Raw genomic sequence first — 23,690 nt, 5'->3', positions numbered from 1 at the left:
ATACTCCATACTTGGTGAAACCCATACCTCTGGTTCGGTGTCTCTTTTGCCGATAGGAGAGATTGGAATGGTTACTGCCAGCGGTTTAAGCAAGATCTTCTCCGACCGCAAGCGCGGGCAGGTGGTTGCGCTCGAGGAGGTGAGCTTCGAGGCGCGTCCGGGAGAGGTGTTCGGCATTCTGGGAGTCAATGGCGCCGGAAAGACCACTCTGCTGCGCGTGCTGGGCACCATTCTCGCTCCCTCCGCAGGCGATGCCACCGTTGCCGGTTACAACGTCCGCACCCAGCCTCAGGAGGTGCGTCAGCACATTGGCTATCTGACCGGTTCCACCGCATTGTATGGGCGCCTGACCGCACGCGAGATACTGCACTACTTTGGCACGCTGTACGGCTTATCCCGCGAGCACCTGTGCCGCCGTGTGGACGAGCTGGTGGAGACACTGCGTATGCAGGATTTCATCGACGGGCGATGCGACCGCCTCTCCACCGGTCAGCAACAGCGCGTGAGCATTGCCCGCAGTATCCTCCACAACCCGCCGGTGATGTTCATGGACGAGCCAACCGCAGGGCTGGATGTGGTGACTTCGCGCACCATCATGCAGTTCATCGATGACAGTCGCCGCAGAGGGCATACGATTCTCTTCTCCACGCACATCATGAGCGAGGCAGAGCGACTGTGCGACCGCATCGCCGTCATCCATCGCGGGCGCATCGTGGCGATTGGCACGCTGGACGAACTGCGCACGCGCACGGGAGAACGCGCGCTGGAGCTGGTGTTTCTCAGCCTCATCGGCGAGAAGGAGGATCCCGCATGAACCGCACGTTCGTGGTGTTCTGGAAGGAACTGCGCGAGGTGCTTCGCGACCGGCGCGTGCTGTTCTCCACCATCGTCTCCCCGTTGTTGCTGACGCCCCTGCTGCTATGGGGTATCGGGTTGATGGTGCAGCAGCGTCAGGAGTCCGCCCAGAAGGTGATTATTCCCGTCGCCGTGGTCGCCCCCAGAGGTGGTGAGGAGTTCATTGCGGCACTGGAGAAGGCGGGTTTTGCCGTGCGCCGATTGCAGGAGCGGGAACAGGCGGAGACTCAGCTGCGCCATCGTGTGGTAAAGGCGGTGGTTCTGCTGGCGGCGGACTTTGACCAGCGGCTGCATAACGAGAGTACCGCGCAGGTGCAGGTGCTGTTTGACCCCTTAAATGACAGTTCGCGCGATGCGGTGCAACGCCTTCGGACGGTGAGCGAACAGCTGAGCGCCGAGTGGGTGCAGCGACGCCTCGCCCGCCGCTTCATCGGAGCGGAGTTTACTCAACCCATCGCCCTGACCACCCAGGCAATCCAGACCGAGAACCCAGCAGGCAATCTGATACTGAGCATCATCCTGCCGTACGTCATTGTGCTGTCGGCGTTTTTCGGGGCGGTGTCGCCCGCGTTTGACCTCATCGCCGGGGAGAAGGAGCGTGGCACAATGGAAACGCTGCTGGCTACGCCTGCCACCCGCCGGCAGATTGTGTGGGGCAAGTTCCTCACGGTCGCCGTGGTGTGCATGGTAGCAGCCGTCTTCGCCATGCTGGGCATGTTGCTGGCGTTTGCCCTTCCTGCGAGCGGGCAAATCTTCAGTGAACAGGCTGGTAAGTTCAGCGTTTCGTCGTGGGCGATGGGCATACTGGTGGTCACGCTGATTCCACTGACCGTGTTCTACTCGGCGGTGCTGACCATTATCTCCACCTTCGCACGCAACCAGAAAGAAGCACAGACCTATCTGATACCGCTCAGCACGCTGGTGGTGCTGCCAGCGGTGGCATCGATGTTCGCACGCACCGAGTCGGGACTGTGGCTGGCTGCTGTGCCCGTGCTCAATAGCGCGATTATCATCAAACAGGTGCTGACAGGGGTAATGGAGCCTTCCTTCCTGTTGCTTTCGCTGCTGGCGTCCTGTGTCGTGGCAGTCGTCAGCCTTCAGGTTGCCACCCGTCTGTTCGAACGGGAGGCGATTCTGCTCAGCTCCTGAGTGGTCAGAGCACCTCTCCCACCTCGCCCAGCATCTGTTCGCGCAACAGGGGGATGGGCGGAAAGCCTGCCTTCAGGTAGTCATCGTGGAACTGTCGCAGGCGGAACGCGGCGCCCTGCTTGCGCTTCATGTCCTCGCGCAGTTTAAGCAGCAACAGTTTACCCAGCGTGTAGTTGCAGTACATCGGGTCCACCGTGCCGCGCTTCGCCTCGCGTTCGGCGTTGATGGGTTCCATGTGCGCCTGTTCGATGAACAGCTGCTTCGCCTCGTCCACACTCATTCCCTGTGTGTGCATCCCGAAGCCAGCGACGTATCGGCAGGCGCGAAGCAGTGCCTCATGCAGCTGCGCCAGACGGTAGCGCGGGTCCTCTGCCCTGTAGCCCAGCTCCATGAACAGCTCCTCGCAATAGTGCGCCCAGCCCTCCGCGTTGGAGTAGGAGCCGAGCATCTTGCGCAGGCGCGTGGGGGCGTGTTTCAGCCACAGGAACTGGACGTAGTGCCCGGGATACGCCTCGTGGATGCTGATAGCGGTCAGGTTGTAGCGGTTGAACGCGCGCAGGTGCCCTTCCACGTCCTCTGGCGACCAGTCGGGGGCGGGCAGGGTGACGTTGTAGAACGCCTCGGTGGCCACCTCTTCAAAGGGACCTGGCGTGTCCATGCTGGCAAAGGTCAGCTCACGCATGAACTCGGGCGTCTCCTCCACCCGACAGCGCACGTCGGATGGGATGGTAACGACGTCTCGGTCAATGCAAAACTGCCGCAGCTCCTCCAGCATTTGTTGCGTGAACGGGATGAGCTGGTCGGCAGTTGGGTGGTCTTTTGCCATTTCCTCGAAGACCTCTCGTGGCGAGCGGGTGGCGTCTATACGCGCAGCGGTGGCAGTGAACTCCTCTTGCAGCCGTTGCAGCTCTTGCTGCCCGATGGCAATCAGCCGTTCTAGCGGCATGTCCACCCCCTCACCCCATTTTAAGCGCAGGCTGTACAGCCGTTCTCCAATGGCAAAGGAATGTTCCGCGCGGGGAAGCACCTCCTCCTCCAGCCACGCTGCATAGGCGCGATAGGTATCAATGACAGTCCGATTAGCCTCCTCGAACTCGTTCCAGAGCGAGGTGTCTGTTACTGTGCGGAACGCGGCGGGAAGCGATTGCTCGAAGAAGCCTACGGTGGCTTTGACCTGCTGGATAGCGATTTCGGTGGGCACACGCGCCGGCTCACTGAGCTGGCGGCGGGCGTGCTCGAACACCCCCGGCGCTTGTTTCAAACGGGAGATGACCGCTTTCAGCCGCTCTTCCGGCGGGGCAAAGGAACGCTTTGCCAGCGCAAACGCTCCACCCACCACGATGCTGTTGGGCACATCGGGGTCGTGTGTCCAGCTGCGCCACGCTTCGAGGTCAATCAGCCGATGGTGAATCTCGCTCTCCGCCAGCGCGTGGTCCAGAGCGCGTTCCGGGCTGAGCGCATCGCGCGGGATGGACTGTATCTCTCTCAAGAGACTGTAGAGTGCGCGTATCTCTGCGTCGCGTGCGGTCTCGGAGTTGTCGTATACTTGATGGTCGTACGTATGTACGCCCAGGTAGGACGCCATCTCGGGGTAGCGCTCCAGCGTCATCTGCGCCAGGCGGTCTGCCAGCGCATCCCAGCGTTCATTCCAGTGGTTGGTCATGTGATGCCTCCTGTCGATGCATTCTGCCGACGAAAACGCGCATTCACCACGAGGTTGCCCCCTAGGTGATTTGTCGGTTCGGGATAATGGTAGCAGAGGGACATCGATAGTGTCAAGCACAGGCCCGTCGTGCATCCGAAACCGAGTTCGAGGTATCTATCGTATAGGGAAGAGAAACCGTTTGCGAGGTGAGGTCCATGCACCGAACGCTAATTGCTGTTCTGGGAGTACTGCTGCTGACCGTTGCAGCCGTTGCGCAGTTCGCGCCGCCGAAGGATGCCCTGCGCGTACAGGCAACGGCTTCGGTCAAACAGATTGCGCCTGGCAAGGCGTTTCAGATAGTGGTGACGCTGGACGTCAAGCCGCCCTACCACGTCAACGCCAACCCGGCAAGCGAGAAGTTCCTCATCCCGACAAGGGTAAGCATGGAGCCGGTAGCGGGCATCACCTTCGGGCAGCCGCAGTATCCGAAAGGGCATGAGCGAGAGTTCGCCTTTACCGGCGGCAAGAAGATAGCCGTTTACGAGGGCAAAACGGTGATTCGTATCCCCGCAACTGCTGCCAAAACGCTGAAGCCAGGCGAAGTAACGTTGCGCGGCAAGGTGAACTATCAGGCGTGCGATGAGAAGTCCTGTTACCCGCCCGGAGACCTGCCGTTCAGCCTGAAGCTGAAGGTCGCCCCTTCGGCAGCAAGCATCGACGCAGGGGGTGAGCAGGCGGTGGCGCAGGCGGAACAGGCTGGCGCGTCGCCCGCCTCCAAAGGCGCAGCATCGGCAGGCACGTTCTCTTCCACACCCGGCGGCGCATACCTGCAGAAACTGCAGGACCTGCTGAACACCGGGCGATTCGCCATCGCCCTGCCCATCATTTTGTTGTTGGGGCTTTTGTTGAACCTCACGCCCTGCGTGTACCCGCTGATCCCCATCACTATCTCCTTCTTCAGCCGGCAGACGGCAGGCAGCGCGGGGCGTACGTTTGGTCTGGCGCTGGTGTATGTGTTCGGAATGGCGTTGATGTATGCGGCGCTGGGCACAGCAGCGGCGGCGCTGGGCAAGACGTTCGGCTTCCAGCTACAAAACCCCTGGGTGCTGTGTGGTTTCGCGGTGATACTGGTTGCCCTTGCGCTGAGCATGTTTGGGGTGTATCAGTTGCAGCTGCCAGCGGGCTTACGCAACAAGGCGCGTCTGCGCGAAGGCTGGCTGGGCGCATTGTTGATGGGCTTGCTGGTGGGTGTGACAGCAGCGCCATGCGTGGGTCCCGTGGTTGTCGCGCTGGCGGCGGTGGTTTCCGGCACAGGCAATGTGCCACTGGGCTTTCTGCTGTTCCTAACGCTGGGCATCGGGCTGGGTGTTCCGTATGTGGTGCTGGCGATGTTCTCGGGGGCGATTCGCCGTCTGCCTCGCAGCGGCGAGTGGATGGTGGCAGTGGAGCATCTTTTCGGCTTTGCCCTGATTGGCGTGGCAATATTCTTCCTCAGCCCCATCCTGCCAGCGATGGTATATAAGTGGCTGATGTTCGCTTTTCTCGCAGGCGTGGGGGTCTATCTGGCTGCCATAGACAAGCTGGCCAGAACGGTGCGCGGCTTCTTCTGGTTCAAACGACTGCTTGGCGTTGCGCTGGTGGCGTGGGCGGTGATGATTGCGCTTCCCACCCAGAAGGCAAAAGGCAGTCATATCGCCTGGCAAGCCTACAGCGAGGCAGCGCTGCAGCAGGCTGTTGCCGAAGGCAAGCCGGTGGTCATCGATTTTTACGCCGACTGGTGCCTGCCTTGCAAGGAGCTGGAAGCAAACACTTTCTCCGACCCGCGCGTGGTGCAGGCGTTTGAGGGCATCGTGGCAATGAAGGCGGACCTGACACGCGACGATAGTCCTGCCGTGCAGGATTTGAAGAAACGGTTCAGCATTGTCGGCGTGCCCACCATTGTCTTTCTGGACGGTTCTGGTCAAGAGCAAAGGGCATTGCGTTTGGTGCAGTTCGAACCGCCGGATGCTTTCCTGAAACGGATGGCACAATTCCATTCGCTGACGACACAGACAGCGAAGCGATAAGGGGGATACGATGCAACGGTTCAGTTTCTGGTTACCGGTGTCTATTCTGCTGGTGGTTGCCGGTGTTCTCTGGCAAGCGCGTGAGATGATGCCGCTGGAAGTGGTTCGGGTGCTGATGACGCTGAGTATTGGCGTGGCTGGTGTGCTGCTACTCGGACGGCGGGGACTGCCAGCGGCGGTCGGCGTGGTGTTGATTATCGGGGCGTTGTGGGTGGCGCAGCCAGGCGTCTTGGCGGGCAAAGGCGAGGTGCAGATGCTCCCCGCCAGTAAAGCCGCCATTGAGCAGGCTACCCGGCAGGGAAAGCCAGTGGTTCTGGTGTTCACTGCGGATTGGTGTCCATTCTGCCGCATGTTAGAGCGTGAGACCTTCACCGACGGCGAGGTCGCCCGGCTGGCGAAGGACTTTGCGGTGTTTCGGGTGGATATGACCTCCAGCACGCCCCCGCCGGAGACGGTGGAGATTGCGAAGAGGTACGGCGCGGAGGGCTTGCCGACGGTGGCATTTCTCAACGCGCGTGGCGAGTGGGTGAAGGATTTGACACTGGTCGGCTACGAGCCTCCGCGCGAGTTCGCGAAGCGATTGCGCGCGCTGCGCGACGCCAACTGAGTTGCTTATTGCCCCATTATCTGGATGACGACCTGCCGTTGCCGTGGGCGCGTGTCGAAGTCGGTCAAGACCACCTGCTGCCAGGTGCCCAGCGTCGCCTGTCCCTGAACCACGGGGATGGTGAGGGAGGGACCCAGCAGCGATGCACGCACATGGGCATGTCCGTTATCATCGCCCCAGCGAGCCTCGTGTGCATAGGAGGCGCTGGCAGGCGCGATTGCCTCGAAAGCGCGCTGCAGGTCACTCACCAGCCCCGGCTCAAACTCCATAGTGGTCAATCCCGCCGTGGAGCCTATCACGAACAGGGTGACCGTTCCGGCCTGTATGCCGCTTTCGCGCACCGCTGCTTGCAGTTCCGGTGTCAGGTCTATCGTGTGCCCGTTTCCCCGGGTCTCTTTGTGGATGGTGGTATGGAATAGCTTCAGAGTATCCACAGGTGCCTCCTCTGGATAGTGATGCCTGCTATAAGCTATCATGCCCAGTAGGGGATGTCAACATCACAACAGGCGTTGTCGCCCGAGGGTGGCAAATGATGACACCCAGCCACACACAGGAACCCGGCGCATGGTCTGCGAAGAGTTATTTCAAACATCTGTGGAGGAGTTATGGTGATGCACAGGGCAAAATGGTGGCGAACCGTACTGACCATCGGAATATGCGTCATCGGCGTGGGGTGTGTCGTGCGGGCGGTGCTGTCGAAGCTGCAGCCGCCGGTGAAAAAGGAAACCGTCATGGTGCCCATGCGGGATGGCGTGCGTCTGGCGACCGACATCTACTTCCCCGAAGGCGATGGACCCTTCCCCGTGATTCTGCTGCGTTCCCCGTACGACCGCAAACTGGGTGAGGGTATTGCGCAGGATGCGGCGCGGCGGGGATATGTGATGGTCATTCAAAACACGCGCGGACGGTTCGGCTCGGAAGGAGAGAACCTGCCTTTTGAAACCGATGGCTGGGGCAGACTACGCGACGGTGAGGATACTGTGGAATGGATAGCCCGCCAGCCCTGGTGCAACGGCAAAATCGGCACGTGGGGCGGTTCCGCACTGGGCATCACGCAGTACCTGCTGGCTGGCACTGGAACGAAGAGGGTAACCGCGCAGAATATCACGGTGGGCGCACCGAGCCTGTACCATGGCGTGGTATACTGGGGCGGTGTGTTTCGCAAAGCGATGATTGAGGACTGGCTGCGCATCAGCGCGTTTAGCCCCGATGCGCTTAAGATCTGGACATCTCATCCCACCTACGATGCCTACTGGCGCGGGCGAGACATGACCACCCGCTTTCGCTATACGAACGCGCCCGCCATCCACATCGGCGGCTGGTACGATATCTTCGCGCAGGCAACCATAGACGCCTTCGTCGGGATGCAAACACGAGGCGGACCCGGCGCACGAGGCAAGCAGAAACTGCTGATGGGACCCTGGACGCATGGAGTGTTCCAGGAGAAAGCGGGCGAACTCACCTTCCCCAATGCCAAGAATCCACCCACAACCGCGCACGACATCTGGCGGTGGTTTGACCACTATCTGAAGGGTGTGGACAACGGGGTTGACCGTGAGCCAGCGGTGACCTACTACGTGATGGGCGATGTGACCGACCGCAGCGCCCCCGGCAACGAGTGGCGCACCGCCGACCGGTGGCCTCCCGTGAACGCGACACCAACTCCGTTCTACCTGCATCCCGACCGCTCGCTATCCACGCGCAAACCCGAAGAGGGCGGCACGCTCAGCTACACCTACGACCCCAGAGACCCCGTGCCAACGGTAGGAGGGCCGCGGCTGACCCTGCCTGCCGGAGCGATGGATCAGCGCAAGATAGAAAGCCGTTCCGATGTGCTGGTGTTTACCAGCGAACCCCTGCGTGAGCCGGTGGAGGTTACCGGCAGGGTCAAGGTGATCCTGTGGGCTTCCAGTGATGCACCGGACACCGACTTCGCGGCGAAGTTGTGCGACGTATACCCCGACGGACGCTCCATCAACATCTGCGAGGGCATCCTGCGTGCCCGCTTCCGCGAAGGGTTTTCCAAGGAAAAGCTTATGCAACCGGGTACGCCCTATCGCTTTGAGATTGACCTGTGGAGCACCAGCATTGTATTCAACAGAGGGCATCGGATTCGGGTGCACATCACCTCGAGCAACGCTCCCGCTTTTGACCCCAACCCCAATACCGGCGAGCCTTTCCGTGCCAGCGAACGTACCCGTCCGGCACACAACACCATCTACATGGATGCCAAGCGTCCGAGTCATATCCTGCTACCGGTGGTCAAGGGGAGCCGGTAGTCCGTCACGAACACTCCCCGGCAATCAGGTTGCCGGGGAGTGCGGAGGTGCCAGGCGAAACGGGATTCGGAGCTTTTCAGTAGTACTCTGCTGGACCGGGTTGTGCAATCAACACCAGCAGGGTGTAGAAAACCAGCGCGCCGACCAGATAAAGGGCAAAGGCTACATGGGCTGGTAGCGTCGGCAGGCGAATGGGAACAATCTCTACAGTCATGTTATCGCGTGAGACAGCTGGACTGTTCGCCGCAGGTAGCCCTTGCGGTTCGGCGGAAGTATCCCCGACGTTACTGAGGCTACCGGGCGCGGCAGTTCCTGCAGAACTATTCCAGCCGTTGAGCCAGGCGACTATTGGGTGGTTCTTTACGATGTCCTCGATGACCACCGCCCGCGCCGGTAAGACGACTCCCAGCACGGCGAACAGCGCAATGACCCCAACTGCCCCCACTTTTTTGCTCATGGTTGCACCGCCTTTCGCAGATTTAGACGGTATTCTTACATATCCGACGTCACCTTAATACTACCATAATATCTGCATGTTCCGCAAGTATGCCGGACAGTATTCCACAAAACTTTGCGAAAGTGAAAAAGGGGCAGGACGTAACGCCTGCCCCGCATCTACCAGCTACGCGCGGCGTCGTTTGATTCCCATCAGCGCAAGCACTCCACCCGCCAGCGCAACGATGCTTGCCGGTTCGGGTACCACGTGGATGGCGAAGTTGTCAATCCAAACCACATCTGCGCCCGTGCCGGTTGCCGCATCGTGCGACAGGTAGATACCCCAGCCGGTTAGCGAGGTGATACCGCTGATGGGGATACCATTGTCCACCATCACCCCGTCGTACCAGGAGTACGCCTTCCCCTGGTTGAAGTCCCACATCATCTTCAGCGTGACATACCGGTCAAAGATGGTGGGAGTAGAAGTGGCGCCGGGGTTCCAGCCAAATGGGTGGGTGGCGTTCGACATATCCCACTGCAAGCCGTAGGTAGGCTCACCGTTGTCGAACCAGTACCACCACAGGTTTTGCTTTTGGTTGGGTCCGATGCGGTAGATGTCGAAGGTCACGATGACCACCTTCCACCAGGCTGCCAGCGGGTCGGGGATCTCACGCGCCATCAGCGAGTAGTCGCCCTGGCTGTCTCCCACTTCCAGGCGGACTGCTTGCCCACCGGACACTGGCTCGGGGGAGACTACTACCCGTGCGGTATCTCCGGATGTGCCGCCGCCCTCGCTGATCCAGCCGTCCTGTCCGTTCAGAACGCCCGGTCGGAAGGTAGGTGCCTCGAATCCCTTCGAATCGTACCACGCCAGCTGTGCTTGCGCTGCGGTAGCTGCCAGCGCCATCACCACAACTGCCGCCAGAAACAGACGAATCTTCATGATACTGCCCTCCTTTCCTGGCATGGCATCAGGTACACCATCAGTATAGTTACCTGCGCCAAAAAGTGCAACAGGTATTCTTACGGGGTTTTGAGCAGCTGTCGGGAGTATTGGGTATCATAGTATTGGTGATCATCTGGTGATCATCGCAAAAAGAGGGAGGTTGGGAATGACAACCCTGCTTGAGCGCGCGATTGCGGAGATTAAGAAGCTCCCATCGGATGTTCAGGATGCCATTGCTGCCCGATTGCTGGCGGAAATGGCGGATGAGGTGCGGTGGGAAAACCAGTTTGCCTCCACCACCGATGAACAATGGCGGAGGATTGCAGCGGCAGTGCGGGCGGAGATTGACGAAGGAAAAACGGTGCCTCTGGAACAATTCCTGAGCGACTTCGAGGAGAAACAGTGACATCGAGTATTACACGCAGTTTCAGGGAGCTTTTTGAAGCGTTACCGGTTGAGGTACAGGCGCAGGCAATCCGCTGTTACCAGATGTGGAAATCCGACCCACATCACCCGAGTCTGCAATTCAAATGCGTAAGTCCCACGCACTCCATCTATTCTGTGCGTATCAGTCTATCCTACCGGGCATTGGGAATACTGCAGGGTAGTCACGTTACATGGTTTTGGATTGGTAGCCACAGTGATTACGAGAAGCTACTGAGGCGTTTTTAGCAATCCAGGTAAACATGCACTTGGTGGAGGCGGAGGGACTCGAACCCTCGTCCAGAGTGATTTGCCCCAGGCGTCTACGAGCGTAGCCATCGTTTTGTCTCTCGCCGTCGGGTACGCCCGATGGCAGGCTTACCCCACAGCCAGTTCACCCTGCACTTTCGCCCAAACGGCGGTGAACGTTTCCGTTCGGGCTAGCCGGCATAGCACACGCCCACATCCGCCTCGGCCGGCAGGAGACGGCTGGACGGCTGCCTCTTAATTAGGCAGCGAGAGCGTACTGAGGAGTCGCTCCTATTTTTTTGCCGCTTTTTTACGAGGCCAACGGCACCTCGGCTCGCAGCCTGAGCGCGCCTCTACCCTGTCGACACCAATCGCCCCCACGGGTAGCCACTATTATTATAGCATAAAATCGCCGTTTTTGTTCCCAAAAGTCACCACGGCGCAAAATCGAACATCTCCCGAAGCCATTCATCGGTCGGTTGCGTCCCATATTCGCTGATTTGGAACGCGTCGGCGAACTCGCAATCCTGAAGCGGAGCAAGACGAGGAGTGCTGCGCTGCGCCGCGGCTTTAGCGCTTCGTGCTTCACGGTGCATCCATGCCGTCACCCATTCGCGCATCCTCGCCCGACTGAGGGGCAGGGGAGACATACCCATCGCGTAGGGTATCCACTCGGCAAACTGCGATTCGTGGGCACATACCATCTCGATTTTCGTCTCCATCACCTGGTCGATGCAGACCACCACGTCGGCGCGGAAAAGGGTCGGCTCGGTGAAATCATCGTGCCAGTACATGATGACGGGCATCCGTTTCAGCGCAGGCACGTCGGCACACACCAGAGGCACCGTCAGCAGGTACGCCGCGTCCAGCACCAGCTGCGCCGTCACCCGATGGTCACGGTGATAGTCATAAGGACGGTTCACCAGAATCAGGTCGGGTCCCCTGCCGGGCTCCCCGAACGAACGAATCGTGCGTATCATCGAGGAGGTGGTCTCATGATTCACAGTCACTCCTCCATCGGGCGCGCCCAGACACACAAAATCTGCCCCGACCAGTGCAGCCGCCTGATGAGCCTCCGCCATGCGTCGTTCCACCAGCAACCGGGGGTTCGCCGCATAGTCCTCGCGGTAGTGTCCCTTGCCGCCATCGGTCACGCTGAGGAAACGCACGACATCGCCCCGCTGTCGCATCAGCGTGACCGTGCCGCCGATACTGCCTTCCACGTCGTCAGGATGTGCCCCGATACACAGGATATATCGCATCCTCTCCTCCCACCCGAAATGACTGCGTGTTGGATTCGATGCACCATGTGTACTTCCCTGCCGAGAAGGAATCGCACGCAACCAGCACGAAGCAAAAAATAATCCTCAGTTTCCGGGAGGGCAAGGGATGAAAAAGGAAATCAGTCCGGTCACGGCGGCGATTGTGATTTTAGTGGTGCTGGCAGTGATTGTGATAGCGGGATGGCGTTACTTCTTTGCCGAGCCAGCGGTTGTACCCATCGATCCGAACGCGGCACCTCCGGTTGGCGGCCCGGGCGTACCACCGCCTGGTATGGCGCCTGGCGGCGCACCCGCAGGTCCTGCACCGGCGGCACCTGCACAGCCCGGCACACCCGCCGCGCCGCAACGGCCACCACAGTCGGAAGGCTACTAACCCAGGAGCAGGTGAGCCATTGCGCAGCAGGACGAGACCATTGCACTCTGGCAATGGCTTACCTTGCTGCGTTCGCTGTTCAAAGCGCGGCAACACAGCAGGATGAGGTGACTATGCGATGAGTGGGACAGCACTACCCGAAAGGATGCAGGCGGTGCGTTGCCACGCGCCGGAGGACTACCGCCTGGAGCAGGTACCCGTGCCCGAACCTCGCCTAGGAGAGGTTATCGTACAGGTGGAGGCGTGTGGCATCTGTGCGAGTGATGTCAAGTGCTTCTACGGCAATGCGTCCATCTGGGGCGACGCCACGCGCCCGCGCTACGTGCAGCCACCGGTGGTGCCGGGGCATGAATTTGTTGGGCGGGTGGTTGCGCTGGGTGAAGGCGCGGCCGAGCGTTTCGGTTTGCAGGTAGGCGATCGCGCCATTGCCGAACAGATAGTGCCCTGTGGCATGTGCCGGATGTGCGACCGCGGCATGTACTGGTTGTGTCGCGACCGCGAGATTTTCGGTTTCCGCGAGAAGGCGCAGGGTGGTTGGGCGCAGTATACGCGCTTCCCTGCCAACGCGCGTGTGTATCGCATCCCCGAAAACCTTTCCCCCGAGCAGGCGGCGTTGATCGAGCCTCTGGCTTGCTCGATGCACGCGGTAGACCGCGGGCAAATCCAGTTTGGCGACGTCGTGGTGATTGCAGGAATGGGTCCGCTGGGACTGGGCATGGTGGCGTGCGCACGGCTGAAGAATCCGGGTCTGTTGATTGCGCTCGACCTGCGCGACCACCGGCTGGAAGTGGCAAAACGCCTGGGGGCGGACATGGTGCTGAACCCCTCGCGTGAGGATGTGCGTGCCGAAATCAAAAGGTTGACCGACGGCTACGGCTGCGACGTATACATCGAAGCCACCGGACACCCGCAGGGTATTCTGTTGGGACTGGATATTATCCGCAAGGCAGGCAATTTTGTGGTGTTCAGCGTGCTGCAGGAGCCGGTGACGGTCGACTGGACGATACTGGGCGATGTGAAGGAGCTGAACGTCTACGGTTCCCATCTGGGACCCTACTGCTACCCCAAGGTCATCGACTACCTGAGCCGTGGGTTGCTGAAGACGGAGGGCATCGTGACGCACCAGCTGCCTCTCTCCGAGTTCCGACAGGGCATCGAGATGGTCCACGAGGGCAAAGAGTCCATCAAGGTGTTGTTGGTACCCTGATGTGCTGTTCTGGGGGAGAGGCTGGGGGCATATTGCCTCTTGTGGTCTGGTCTCGTACACCGTTCGGAGCATGCAACAGCCAGTCGCGGAATGATTCCACTCTCCTACGCCCCCTCGGCTACCAATATCGGGTATACTACAGTCAGCCATGGACAACATCCTGCACACAGCCCGGTCACGAGTGCTCTTTTTCGACGGGGCGATGGGCACGCAAATCCAGTCCCTGCATCTCACCGCAGATGATTTCGAGGGGCTGGAAGGGTGCAACGAGGTGCTCAACGCCACCCGTCCGCACCTGATTGCCCAGATTCACGCGCGTTACTTCGAGGCGGGCGCAGACATCGTGGAGACCAACACCTTCGGTGCGAACGCCATGAATCTGGGCGAATATGGTATTGCCCACCGCGTCTATGAACTGAACCTCAAAGGGGCACAAATCGCACGGGAAGTCGCCTCATCCTTCAGCACAGCCGACCGCAAACGCTTCGTGGCTGGCTCTATCGGTCCCGGTACCAAACTGCCTACGCTGGAGCATATTACCTTTGACGAACTCGAGGTTACCTACACCGAACAGGCGCGGGGACTGCTGGACGGTGGTGTAGACCTTCTGTTGATTGAAACCGTGCAGGACCTGCTGCAGGCAAAGGCAGCCATTAACGGCTGTCGCAACGCCATGCGTGCTACAGGGCGCACCGTGCCCCTCTTGGTGCAGGTCACCCTCGAGACGACAGGCACGATGCTGTTGGGAAGTGAAATCGGCGCGGCGCTAACCACTCTTCTGGCTTTTCCCGATGTGGCGGTGATTGGGATGAACTGCGCTACTGGTCCCGAGCTGATGGTGGAACACGTGCGCTACCTGCACCACCAGTCGCCCCGTCTCATCAGTGTCCAGCCCAATGCCGGCCTGCCCGAACTGCGCGACGGCAAAACCTTCTACCCGCTCACCCCTGACGAGCTGGCGCGGTATCATCTGCAGTTCGTGGAGGAGTTTGGCGTGAACTTCGTCGGGGGGTGCTGCGGCACCACACCCGAGCACATTCGCCGCGTGGTGGAAACCATTGGCTTCCGCGAACCCGCCCGGCGCAGCCCCGAGGTGGTTCCCGCCTGTTCCAGCCTGTACCAATCCGTGCCTTACGAGCAGGAGAACTCCTTCCTGATAGTGGGCGAGAGGCTGAACGCTAACGGTTCCAAACAATTCCGCGAGCTCCTGCTGAACGACAACTACGACGACATGGTACAGATGGTGCGGGAGCAAACCGCCGAAGGCGCGAACGTGCTGGACGTGTGTGTGGACTATGTGGGACGCGACGGCGTGCGCGATATGACCGAAGTCATCCGTCGCCTCGCCACGCAAAGCACTCTGCCCCTCATGATAGACTCGACGGAACCACCCGTCATCGAAGCTGCGCTGAAAAGGCTGGGCGGAAAGTGTATCGTTAACTCGGTGAACTTTGAGGACGGCGGGAAGCGACTGCACCAGGTGTTGCCCATGTGCCGGAAATACGGCGCGGCGGTGGTTGCTCTGGCAATTGACGAGGAGGGGCAGGCTCGCACCACCGAGTGGAAAATGCGTGTGGCGCGTCGGCTGGTGAAGGTCATCACTGAGGATTACGGTATCCCGCCAGAAGACATCTTCTTTGACGCACTGACCTTCCCGCTCGGCTCGGGAGCGGAAGACCTGCGGCAGGACGGTATCGCCACTATAGAAGCCATCCGACAGTTCAAGCAGGAGTTCCCGCAATGCCACACCATTCTGGGGGTGAGCAACGTCTCGTTCGGTTTGAAACCTGCCGCGCGGCACGTGTTGAACTCGGTCTTCCTGCACTATAGTCTGGAAGCTGGACTCGACGCCGCGATTGTGCACCCGTCCAAGATTGTGCCCCTGCACCGTATTGCCGAGGAACAGCGTGAGGTCGCCCGGCAGCTCATCTTCGATGAGCGGCGTGAGGGCTACGACCCTCTGGTGGAGTTCATGAAGCTGTTCGAGAAGGCGGGAGCGACAGTCAAAAGCGAGGATAGCTGGCAATCGTTACCCGTAGAGGAGCGTTTGAAGCGTGCCATCATCGAGGGCAGGCGCAGCGGGCTGGAACAATCGCTGGATGAGGCGTTGAAAACCCATCGCCCGCTGGACATCATCAACAACATCCTGCTGGAAGGGATGAAGGTTGTGGGTGACCTGTTTGCAAGGGGCGAGATGCAGTTGCCCTTCGTGCTGCAGTCGGCGGAAGTGATGAAGGCGGCGGTGAACTACCTCACACCCTTCATGGAACGCACCGAGGATGTGCAGAAAGGCACCATTGTGCTGGCTACGGTGGCGGGAGATGTGCATGACATCGGCAAGAATCTGGTGGACATCATCCTGTCCAACAACGGCTATCGGGTGGTGAACCTGGGCATCAAAGTGCCGATTGACCGCATGTTGGAGGCGGCAGACGAGCATCAGGCAGACGCTATCGGTATGAGTGGTCTTCTGGTGAAGTCCACCATTGTCATGCGCGAAAATCTGGAAGAGATGAACCGCCGCGGCAAGTGGCATTATCCCGTACTACTGGGCGGAGCCGCGCTGACCCGTCGCTATGTGGAGGAGGACCTGCGTCGTATCTACAAGGGGCGCGTTTTTTACGGGCAGGATGCTTTCGAAGGGCTGGTGATTATGGAGCACCTGTGTAATCCAGACGTGCCTCTGGAGGGGGCGACATCGGTCACCGTTGCCCATCGTCCCAAGATTGCCGACTCCTCCGAGCTTTTGCAGGAGGAACCTGCGCCTGCAGTGGCTACTCCAAAACGCAGCGCGGTGCGCACCGACGTGCCTGTGCCCAAACCGCCTTTCATCGGCACGCGCGTGGTGGAGGATATTCCTCTGGACGAGATTTACCCCTATATCAATCAGGTCATGCTGTTTCGGGGGCAGTGGCAGTTTCGCCGCGGCAAGATGAGCAACGAGGAGTTCAACCGCTTCCTCGAAGAACACGTGCGCCCCATTTTCGAGCGGTGGAAGCAACGGGCAAAAGAGGAGGGGTTGTTCCAGCCGAAGGTGGTGTACGGCTATTTCTGGGCGAATTCGCAGGGCGACGACCTCATCGTCTATCGTGAGGACGGTGAGACCGAGTGGGTGCGCTTTACCTTCCCCCGCCAGCCTTCGCCGCCCCATAAGTGCATCTCCGACTTCTTCCGACCGATAGACAGCGGCGAGCGCGATGTGGTGGCATTCCATCTGGTGACCATCGGCAGCCGCGTCAGTGAGGCGGAAAGGGAACTGTTTGCCCAGCATCAGTATCAGGACTACCTGTACCTGCATGGGTTGGGTGTGGAAGCGGCGGAAGCGCTGGCGGAGTACTGGCACAAGCGCATTCGCGAGGAGCTGGGCATCGCCGATGAGGACGCAAAAGAGATACGCCTGCTCTTCTCGCTGAAATATCGGGGATGTCGCTACTCCTTCGGCTACCCCGCCTGCCCGAACCTGGAGGACCAGGCGAAGCTATTCGAACTGCTTCGCCCTGAACGCATCGGTGTGACGCTCACAGAGGAATACCAGCTGGTTCCCGAACAGAGCACCTCCGCCATCATCGTGCATCACCCCGAGGCGAAGTATTTTAATATAAGGTAGGGGTTACCTTGTTAAAGGGCTATTCCTCACCTGGCGATTTAAGGCGACATAACCTGCCATTCTGAACGAAGTGAAGAATCTCGGAGACCCCTCGTTCACGCTCGGGGTGACAAGGATGAGATGCTTCGCTTATGCTCAGCATGACAACAGAATGTCATTCTGAACGAAGTGAAGAATCTCGGAGACTCTTCGTTCACGCTCGTGGTGAAAAGGATGAGATGCTTTGCTTATGCTCAGCATGACAACAGAATGTCATTCTGAACGAAGTGAAGAATCCCGGAGACTCCTCGTTAACGCTCAGGGTGACAAGGATGAGATGCTTTGCTTATGCTCAGCATGACAGGAAAGTGCCTTTGCAGTCGCTGGGAAAAGCCTCGAGTGGCGGGGTCAAAGCGTTCAGGGTAAGCTGACTGGCGGCTTTCCCTGCGGTGTAAACAGCCCAAACAGTGCGTCTGCCAATGCCCGCAGCGAGCAAGGACGATAACCGAAGGTGCACAGATAGTTATCCACTTCCGGGAAGCGACGGATATCGTAGGGTTCGCGCAGGGCGACGACGATGAGACGCTCCCCGAACCGTTTGTGCAGTGCGCGCGCCAGTTCCGCCTGCTTTGCCTGGTCAATGGGGGCATCACTCCACGGTTCGGGCGGCGCGGTAGCGAACAGGCATTGCTTCACCGATGCCAGTCGTTGCAGGGCTTCCTGCACCTGCTCTTCGGGCAGAGCGGGTTCCAGATGTGCTACCAGCGCATCGGGTTGATAGCGACGAATCTCCTCCGCCAGTCGCGGCAGGCTATGGTGCGCCGAGATAACCGCGAGGGTTTCGCCTTTTCGCAGACGGTAGCCCTTGTTCCGTGCCGAACGGACGACGGCGATGCTGGCGCGGGCAATCTCCTGCTCCAATGCGTCGTGCGCTGGTTCGCGCCAAGGTTCCCCTTCCGCGGTGGGCAAAGCGGAAAGGAACCGCTGTTTGGCTGTGAACACGCGCGTTACCGCATGGTTCAGCCTTGCCTCAGGTAGTTCCCCGCTGTCTATCGCCTTACGTATCGCCTGCACCGCCGCACGTTGCACCTCCAGCGTGTGCGCGATGAGCACCATATCCGCCCCCGCTTTCAGTGCCTCTACCGCTCCCCGAGCGGTGCCCACCGTATCGGCAATGGCTTTCATCTCCAGGCAGTCAGTAATCACCAGACCATGGTAGCCCAGCTGCTCGCGGAGCAATCCGGTAAGGATAGTTCGCGAGAGGGTGGCCGGTCGCTCGGCGTCCAGTGCGGGGAAGAGGATATGTGTGGTCATGATGGCTCCGACGCCTGCCGAGATAGCGGCGCGAAACGGCACCAGCTCCACCGACTCCAGCCGCTGGCGGTCTCCCGGAATGACAGGCAGAGCAAGGTGCGAGTCCACCGAAGTATCGCCGTGCCCGGGGAAGTGCTTGGCGCAGGCGAGCAAGCCGGTCTCCTGATAGCCACGGATCGCCGCTGTGCCCATTTGCGCGACCAGCTCGGGGTCTGCGCCGTACGAACGCACGCCGATGATAGGGTTGTCGGGGTTGTTGTTCACGTCCATTACGGGCGCAAAGTTCCAGTTGATGCCCAGTGCGAGCAGCTCTCGTGCCTGCGCCTGCGCCTGACGATAGGCATAGTGCGCGTTGCGGGTGGCTCCCAGCGCCATGTTGCCCGGGAACTCATGGAAAGGCGCACGCAGGCGATTGACCATGCCGCCCTCCTGATCAATGGCGATGAACAGGGGAATGCGTGATCGTCGCTGCAACTCGGCGAGCGTCTGGCGGATTTGCTCGGGTCGCTGCGAATCCACGTTCCTGCCCAGCAGTACCACTCCACCCACCTGCATCTCTTCCACCAGGACACGGGCATGTGCGTTGACAGTGCGTGCCTCTTCGGGGGAATCGCCCTGCCATCCGAAGCACAGCACCTGCCCGATGCGTTCGGAAAGGCTCAGCTTTTCGATAACCGTTTCCACCGTTTCCAGCACCTCAGGCAGGAATGCGCTCCAGTGTCCGTGCGTGCGCTATCTCATGAGAGGCAATGGGGCGTACATGGGACGGCAGTAGACTGACCACTGCTATTGTCTCGCCATGCAGCGTCATGAACTCTACTTCATAGCCTTCATGTTCACCGTGCACGAGTACTATCGTGCCGATATCTCCTTTTGTAAGCCCGTATTCGGGAAGGTCGACCTCCAGAACGACCTCTTCATGTACTTGCATGTGTATAGACCTCCTTTGCTTTTCAGTAGGTTCGTACGCTCTTTAAAGGATAGGCGGTTACCAGTCTAGGTACCTTGGTACCACTTTCGATGAACCACACGCTGCGAACAATGGGTGATATTCCCTTTGGTGTCCTCAAGGGACCTTCTACGATATATCTCATCCCAAAGGGTGATGGTTCTACCCGTACTACGTTGTTCTCTGCAACATGTTGTTGCAGGGATTCTGCCAGCCGTTCCTAGCTGGCTGCCGAGAAACCAAAGGACTTCAAGAAAGCCGCTTTGTGCCTGCCATCGCGATGTGTCTCTGAAAGGAGGTACCCTGTTATTTTGGGCGCAGGTATTTGGGCATGTTGCCAGTTCGGTACCTTCAATGGTTATCTCCCTAGCTTACTGAGTCTCACATACCACGCGGAAGCCCACAAAGGGTGCATCGGTGAGCCACCACTGGCTTTTCGGGTTCTGTGGGTCGTTCATCTGCCAGTCAGGCGTGTATTTCTTGCGGGCGGCGGGATGCACCTTGTCGGGTTCATCATAGAACGAGCCGCCACGAACTACAGGCACCTCGTCGTCCATCGGCCGGCACCACTCGGCGACGTTGCCCAGCATGTCGTGAATGCCCCAGGCATTGGGCTGTTTCGTGCCCACCTTGTGCGTCTTGTCATCAGAGTTTCCCCAGTGCCAGGCGAGCTTGTCCAGCAGTTCGGTATCAGTGATTGGTCCGGCGGGCAGCACTCCCGCGCGGCATGCGTATTCCCACTCGGCTTCGGTGGGCAAGCGGTACTTCTTGCCCGTTTTGGCGGAGAGCCACTCGCAGTACTTCTGCGCGGACAGATAGCTCATGCTGATAGCAGGGTAGCCCTTGTGCCCGAAACCGCGGTCTACCGCACCGTAAGGCTTGCTGGGACGAGAGACGGCGTCGGCTCCGCCGGTTTTCTGGGTATCGGGCGCGTCCAGCTTATGCACGAACACGTCGAATTCGTCCCACGTGACCTCCGTCTTGCCGATATAGAACGGCTTGATGGTCACCTGCTTGGGCTTGCCGGTTTTGGGGTCGTTGATGGTATATGTTCCGCCGGGCACAGGCACCATCTCGAACTTCACGACCGTGCCAGGAATGGTTTCGGTATAGGCAGAAAGGGTTTTGCCTCCGGTTTGAGCCGCGGTGTTCATCGCCGCCTTCTGTGCCCGTTTCATCTGCGCAGCTCCTGCAGCCAGGATGACCAGAATAACACTGCAGGTGAACGCCAGGCTTCTGTAGAAGCTTCGGGGCAGCATGGTGGAAAGGGGTGAACCAGCTTTCATGACGTTCCGCTTCATCCTCCTTCGAACTCTTCTGCTTGTATGGACATGGTTTGCCTGCGGTGCGTTACGCCTGAATGCGGCGCCGCTGCACCGCTATCAGTATAGCCAGATGGCGATGGGAGTGCAAGTGCGCATCACGGTGTATGCCCCCAGCCAGAGCGTCGCAGAGCGTGCCTGCGCTGCCGCGTTTGAACGAATCGCCGAGATCGAGCAGGTCATGAGCGACTACCGGGCGGATAGCGAGTTGATGCAGCTTTGTGCGAGGGCGGGTGGCGAGCCGGTACGGGTCAGTGAGGAGCTGTTTACCGTGCTGAAACGGGCGCAGGAGCTGTCGCGGCGGACAGGAGGGGCATTTGACGTGACAGTAGGTCCCTACGTGCAGCTGTGGCGACGCGCGAGGCGAGGCGGAGGGTTTCCCACGGAGCAGGAGTTGCAGGAGGCGCGGCAACGGGTGGGCTACGAAAAGATGGTGTTAGACGAGAGGGAGCGGACAGTACAGCTGCTGGTGCCCGGGATGCGCTTGGACTTAGGGGGCATCGCGAAAGGGTATGCGCTGGACTGCGCGCTGAAGGTCTTGCAGGAGCACGGCATCCGTCACGCGCTGCTGGAGGCGGGAGGCGACATCGTAGCGGGGCTTGCGCCGCCCGGCAGGGCAGGCTGGCGGATTGAGGTGGCAAACGCTGCTCCCGAGCGCCGATGGGTCTACCTCGCGCGGGGGGCTATCTCGTCGTCGGGGGATACCGAGCAGTATGTGGAATACGAGGGCAAGCGATACTCGCATATTGTCGACCCGCGCACTGGCTGGGGGGTAACATCTCGCGTGGCTGCGACCGTTATCGCGCGTGACGGTATCACCTCCGACAGCCTGGCAACCGCGCTGTGCGTGTTGGGCAAGGAAGCAGGGAGACAGTTGATACGCACCGTGCCAGGCGCGAGAGCGTATGTACGAGAGGTCAAGGAGTGACAGTACGCATCATTTATTCTTGATAAACGCCTCTATAAACCGCCTGAGAGACCAAATTTTTGAAAACCCAGTAATTGTACGGGGATGAAACCTGCGTTTTGGCACGAATCTTGCGTTTATAATGGGTCGGATATCTAAATCTCAAACCTGGGAGGAGGTAAGTACGATGCGCGTTCGGTCGTTGTGGGTAACAGTGCTGGCGCTGTTCACGCTGGTCGGTTTTGCCTCTGCGGGCACGATAACCCCTGCCCTGTATGCCGATACCGCCCCAAACGTATAAGGGTCACCCCTTTGGGGACCCTGGTGGACGGCTGCGAAGGCGGACGCAGCAGCGGGCACCTTCGTGAACATGCGTAGCGGCGCACACCCGGGCACGAACTACTACGAGCCCAAAGAGATGATTGTCTACAGCACCGGGGACCTTGGCAAACGGCTTCACTGGATTTACTGGGTGCCCGGCAAAACCATTGCCCAGCTCCAGAGTTGTAACTTCCAGGTCAACTGGATGGTGGACTGGGAGGGTGTTGACTATGTTTATGATTGGGAAGCGAATGACCTGGTAAAGGCTGTTCTGGTGGGGGGCATCCCGACGAACGGCTGGATACAACCAGGCAGCTGGATTGAGTACGACAAGGATGGCGACAATAACCCGGATGGTGTGATCGGCACCTTTGGCTTTGCCTGGTGGGCATACGACGATTTAGCGGCCCCCCTCAGCACGGATGGAAACCCCTACAATGAGGTAAATCAGGCTGACGTGGACGCGCTGGCTGCTCTGGTGTTGCGATACCAGACCCACGCGATTGGTTACATCCGCTGGAAGTGCGAAGGAGACAGCGACTGGAACTACAAAATACTTCAGCTGAACGTAGTACCCGAGCCGGGCACGATGTTGCTGTGGCTGAGCGGTTTCGCGGCTCCAGCAATGGTGCTGCTTCGCCGGCGCAAGTAGCACCTCTAGCAGGTCATTCACGCCCTCATGTCGCCCTTGCGGGCGTGCCCGCAAGGGCGTTTTCGCATTACAGGTGGGAGGCGAAAACGTTTGCTGGTATGGTCACCCGGTATCCAGAGGCAATGCAGGTTGTGATACCGTCGATTTGCGTTTGCGGGGACGCGAAGACGGCGGTGCAGACGTGCCGGCAATGGAGTGGCGCAAGTGCGACAACACGGAAATCTGTACATCTTCTGGCAGGGTAAAGGGATAAGCTCCCGCGTCGCGGAGCGCCATATTGCCTTCCGGAGCATCGTTACCAGTGTAGACGAAAATCGGCGTCCATCCGGCGCGAAGGTTCTCCAACGCGCCAGCCCAGGTGCCTCCCTTGCCCATGTCGCTGGCGATAACGAGCGCAAACTCGGCAAGCGCGTAGATAATCTTGTTGCGTCCCATGGCGTTTCCCGCCGTGAAACCGGCCACCGGATGATAGGGCGAAATTAAACAGAGTTTATCTGTGAGCAGGTAATCTCGAAGTGTGTGCGACGTGGCGGTTCGGGCAAGGTCGGCCGCCAACACCCCTACGCAGGTGCCGCCCTCTTCCAGTGCGCCCTTCATCGCGAACGAGTCCACGCCCCGCGCCCCTCCGGAGATGACGTTCTCGCGGTGGCTGGCGCAGCGGCTGGCGATGGCATATGCCTGCTGTAGTAACGTCTCACTGGTGTGTCGTGAACCCACAATGGCGAGTCCTCTTGTATGTAAGAGCTGCGGGTTCCCGAAACCATGTAACAAGACAGGGGAGGCGTCTCCCAGCTTCTGGCGCAGTATCGGGGGATACTCGACGTCTTCCCATGAGGCAATCCACATCCCCGCGTTTGTCCAACGCTCCAACCACAGCGCAATCTGGCTGCCGCGGCGCAGAAGAGCCGCTAACCTTTCTGCGTCCAGTGAGGTTGACTCTGCGATCTCGCACAGCAGAGAAGAGACACCGGGTTCGAGCAGAGCCTCTATCGGATGGTGACGTTCCCGCAGCCACTGTCGCAGCTGAACGTATTCTTTCTGCGCCAGCGGCGCAGCCGGCTCATTGCCCGTGTGTGCACACAGCAGACAAGCCACCTCGGTGCTTGGTTGCAAAGACGGCAT

20 protein-coding genes and 1 other RNA gene are annotated in these 23,690 nt (G+C 59.7%); 11 read left to right on the top strand and 10 right to left on the bottom strand.

The genetic code is table 11. The annotated features are described in order from the left end of the window. The first annotated feature begins 67 nt into the window (after positions 1-67). Both K6U75_04475 and K6U75_04470 read left to right on the top strand, forming a co-directional pair. Positions 68-814, top strand: a complete 747-nt coding sequence (locus K6U75_04475) for an ATP-binding cassette domain-containing protein (protein MCL6474296.1) — start codon at positions 68-70, stop codon at positions 812-814. Next, complete coding sequence (locus K6U75_04470) at positions 811-2,004, top strand: ABC transporter permease subunit (protein MCL6474295.1); 1,194 nt, start codon at positions 811-813, stop codon at positions 2,002-2,004. Before K6U75_04475 ends, K6U75_04470 begins: the two co-directional genes overlap by 4 nt. Positions 2,005-2,008: 4 nt before the next feature. Here K6U75_04470 and K6U75_04465 read toward each other — a convergent pair whose 3' ends face one another. Continuing rightward, complete coding sequence (locus tag K6U75_04465) at positions 2,009-3,667, bottom strand: DUF885 domain-containing protein (GenBank protein MCL6474294.1); 1,659 nt, start codon at positions 3,665-3,667, stop codon at positions 2,009-2,011. A 197-nt stretch (positions 3,668-3,864) separates the two neighbouring features. On the opposite strand from K6U75_04465, the gene dsbD reads away from it, so the two are divergent. Further along, complete coding sequence (dsbD, locus tag K6U75_04460; protein ID MCL6474293.1) at positions 3,865-5,715, top strand: protein-disulfide reductase DsbD; 1,851 nt, start codon at positions 3,865-3,867, stop codon at positions 5,713-5,715. Positions 5,716-5,725: 10 nt separating this feature from the next. Further along, entirely contained in the window at positions 5,726-6,322 is a 597-nt protein-coding gene (locus K6U75_04455; GenBank protein MCL6474292.1) for a thioredoxin family protein, read from the top strand. A gap of 5 nt (positions 6,323-6,327) precedes the next feature. On the opposite strand, the gene K6U75_04450 is transcribed toward K6U75_04455, so the two are convergent. Beyond that, positions 6,328-6,798 carry a secondary thiamine-phosphate synthase enzyme YjbQ gene (locus tag K6U75_04450; GenBank protein ID MCL6474291.1) on the bottom strand — a complete coding sequence of 157 codons (471 nt, stop codon included), beginning with the start codon at positions 6,796-6,798 and terminating at the stop codon, positions 6,328-6,330. A 135-nt stretch (positions 6,799-6,933) separates the two neighbouring features. On the opposite strand from K6U75_04450, the gene K6U75_04445 reads away from it, so the two are divergent. After that, entirely contained in the window at positions 6,934-8,601 is a 1,668-nt protein-coding gene (locus K6U75_04445; protein MCL6474290.1) for a CocE/NonD family hydrolase, read from the top strand. Positions 8,602-8,677: 76 nt separating this feature from the next. Here the strand turns inward: K6U75_04445 and K6U75_04440 are convergent, their stop codons facing one another. Together K6U75_04440 and K6U75_04435 are read right to left on the bottom strand one after the other, a co-directional pair. Beyond that, complete coding sequence (locus tag K6U75_04440; GenBank protein MCL6474289.1) at positions 8,678-9,058, bottom strand: hypothetical protein; 381 nt, start codon at positions 9,056-9,058, stop codon at positions 8,678-8,680. 165 nt (positions 9,059-9,223) lie between these two features. Continuing rightward, positions 9,224-9,979 (bottom strand): PEP-CTERM sorting domain-containing protein, encoded by a 756-nt coding sequence (locus K6U75_04435; GenBank protein ID MCL6474288.1) that lies wholly within the window; start codon positions 9,977-9,979, stop codon positions 9,224-9,226. Positions 9,980-10,148: 169 nt separating this feature from the next. On the opposite strand from K6U75_04435, the gene K6U75_04430 reads away from it, so the two are divergent. Continuing rightward, a complete protein-coding gene (locus K6U75_04430; GenBank protein ID MCL6474287.1) occupies positions 10,149-10,388 on the top strand; it encodes a hypothetical protein in 240 nt (79 codons plus the stop codon). Between the two features lie 287 nt (positions 10,389-10,675). Here the strand turns inward: K6U75_04430 and ssrA are convergent. Together ssrA and K6U75_04420 are read right to left on the bottom strand one after the other, a co-directional pair. Beyond that, positions 10,676-11,033: a transfer-messenger RNA gene (gene ssrA, locus K6U75_04425) on the bottom strand. A 52-nt stretch (positions 11,034-11,085) separates the two neighbouring features. Next, positions 11,086-11,916 carry a PIG-L family deacetylase gene (locus tag K6U75_04420; GenBank protein MCL6474286.1) on the bottom strand — a complete coding sequence of 277 codons (831 nt, stop codon included), beginning with the start codon at positions 11,914-11,916 and terminating at the stop codon, positions 11,086-11,088. A gap of 127 nt (positions 11,917-12,043) precedes the next feature. On the opposite strand from K6U75_04420, the gene K6U75_04415 reads away from it, so the two are divergent. The 3 genes from K6U75_04415 to metH all read left to right on the top strand — a co-directional run bounded on the left by K6U75_04415 (position 12,044) and on the right by metH (position 17,124). Beyond that, positions 12,044-12,310, top strand: coding sequence for a hypothetical protein (locus tag K6U75_04415; protein MCL6474285.1), 267 nt, complete (start codon positions 12,044-12,046; stop codon positions 12,308-12,310). 118 nt (positions 12,311-12,428) lie between these two features. Beyond that, positions 12,429-13,517 carry an alcohol dehydrogenase catalytic domain-containing protein gene (locus tag K6U75_04410; GenBank protein MCL6474284.1) on the top strand — a complete coding sequence of 363 codons (1,089 nt, stop codon included), beginning with the start codon at positions 12,429-12,431 and terminating at the stop codon, positions 13,515-13,517. A gap of 148 nt (positions 13,518-13,665) precedes the next feature. Next, entirely contained in the window at positions 13,666-17,124 is a 3,459-nt protein-coding gene (gene metH / locus K6U75_04405) for a methionine synthase (protein MCL6474283.1), read from the top strand. Positions 17,125-17,520: 396 nt separating this feature from the next. Here the strand turns inward: metH and nagZ are convergent, their stop codons facing one another. From nagZ to K6U75_04390, 3 genes are all read right to left on the bottom strand, one after another. Beyond that, positions 17,521-19,101, bottom strand: coding sequence for a beta-N-acetylhexosaminidase (nagZ, locus tag K6U75_04400; protein MCL6474282.1), 1,581 nt, complete (start codon positions 19,099-19,101; stop codon positions 17,521-17,523). 13 nt (positions 19,102-19,114) lie between these two features. Beyond that, positions 19,115-19,348 (bottom strand): DUF4926 domain-containing protein, encoded by a 234-nt coding sequence (locus K6U75_04395; protein ID MCL6474281.1) that lies wholly within the window; start codon positions 19,346-19,348, stop codon positions 19,115-19,117. Positions 19,349-19,737: 389 nt separating this feature from the next. Continuing rightward, positions 19,738-20,544 (bottom strand): formylglycine-generating enzyme family protein, encoded by an 807-nt coding sequence (locus K6U75_04390; protein ID MCL6474280.1) that lies wholly within the window; start codon positions 20,542-20,544, stop codon positions 19,738-19,740. A 79-nt stretch (positions 20,545-20,623) separates the two neighbouring features. On the opposite strand from K6U75_04390, the gene K6U75_04385 reads away from it, so the two are divergent. Further along, on the top strand, positions 20,624-21,616 hold the full coding sequence (locus K6U75_04385) for an FAD:protein FMN transferase (protein MCL6474279.1): 993 nt from the start codon (positions 20,624-20,626) through the stop codon (positions 21,614-21,616). Between the two features lie 343 nt (positions 21,617-21,959). Further along, positions 21,960-22,568 (top strand): PEP-CTERM sorting domain-containing protein, encoded by a 609-nt coding sequence (locus tag K6U75_04380; GenBank protein MCL6474278.1) that lies wholly within the window; start codon positions 21,960-21,962, stop codon positions 22,566-22,568. A gap of 102 nt (positions 22,569-22,670) precedes the next feature. Here K6U75_04380 and K6U75_04375 read toward each other — a convergent pair whose 3' ends face one another. Continuing rightward, positions 22,671-23,690, bottom strand: a complete 1,020-nt coding sequence (locus K6U75_04375; protein MCL6474277.1) for a DNA-processing protein DprA — start codon at positions 23,688-23,690, stop codon at positions 22,671-22,673.

Source organism: Bacillota bacterium (assembly GCA_023511455.1).
Lineage (GTDB): Bacteria > Armatimonadota > HRBIN16 > HRBIN16 > HRBIN16 > HRBIN16.
This window is presented reverse-complemented; position numbering and strand designations above follow the sequence as displayed.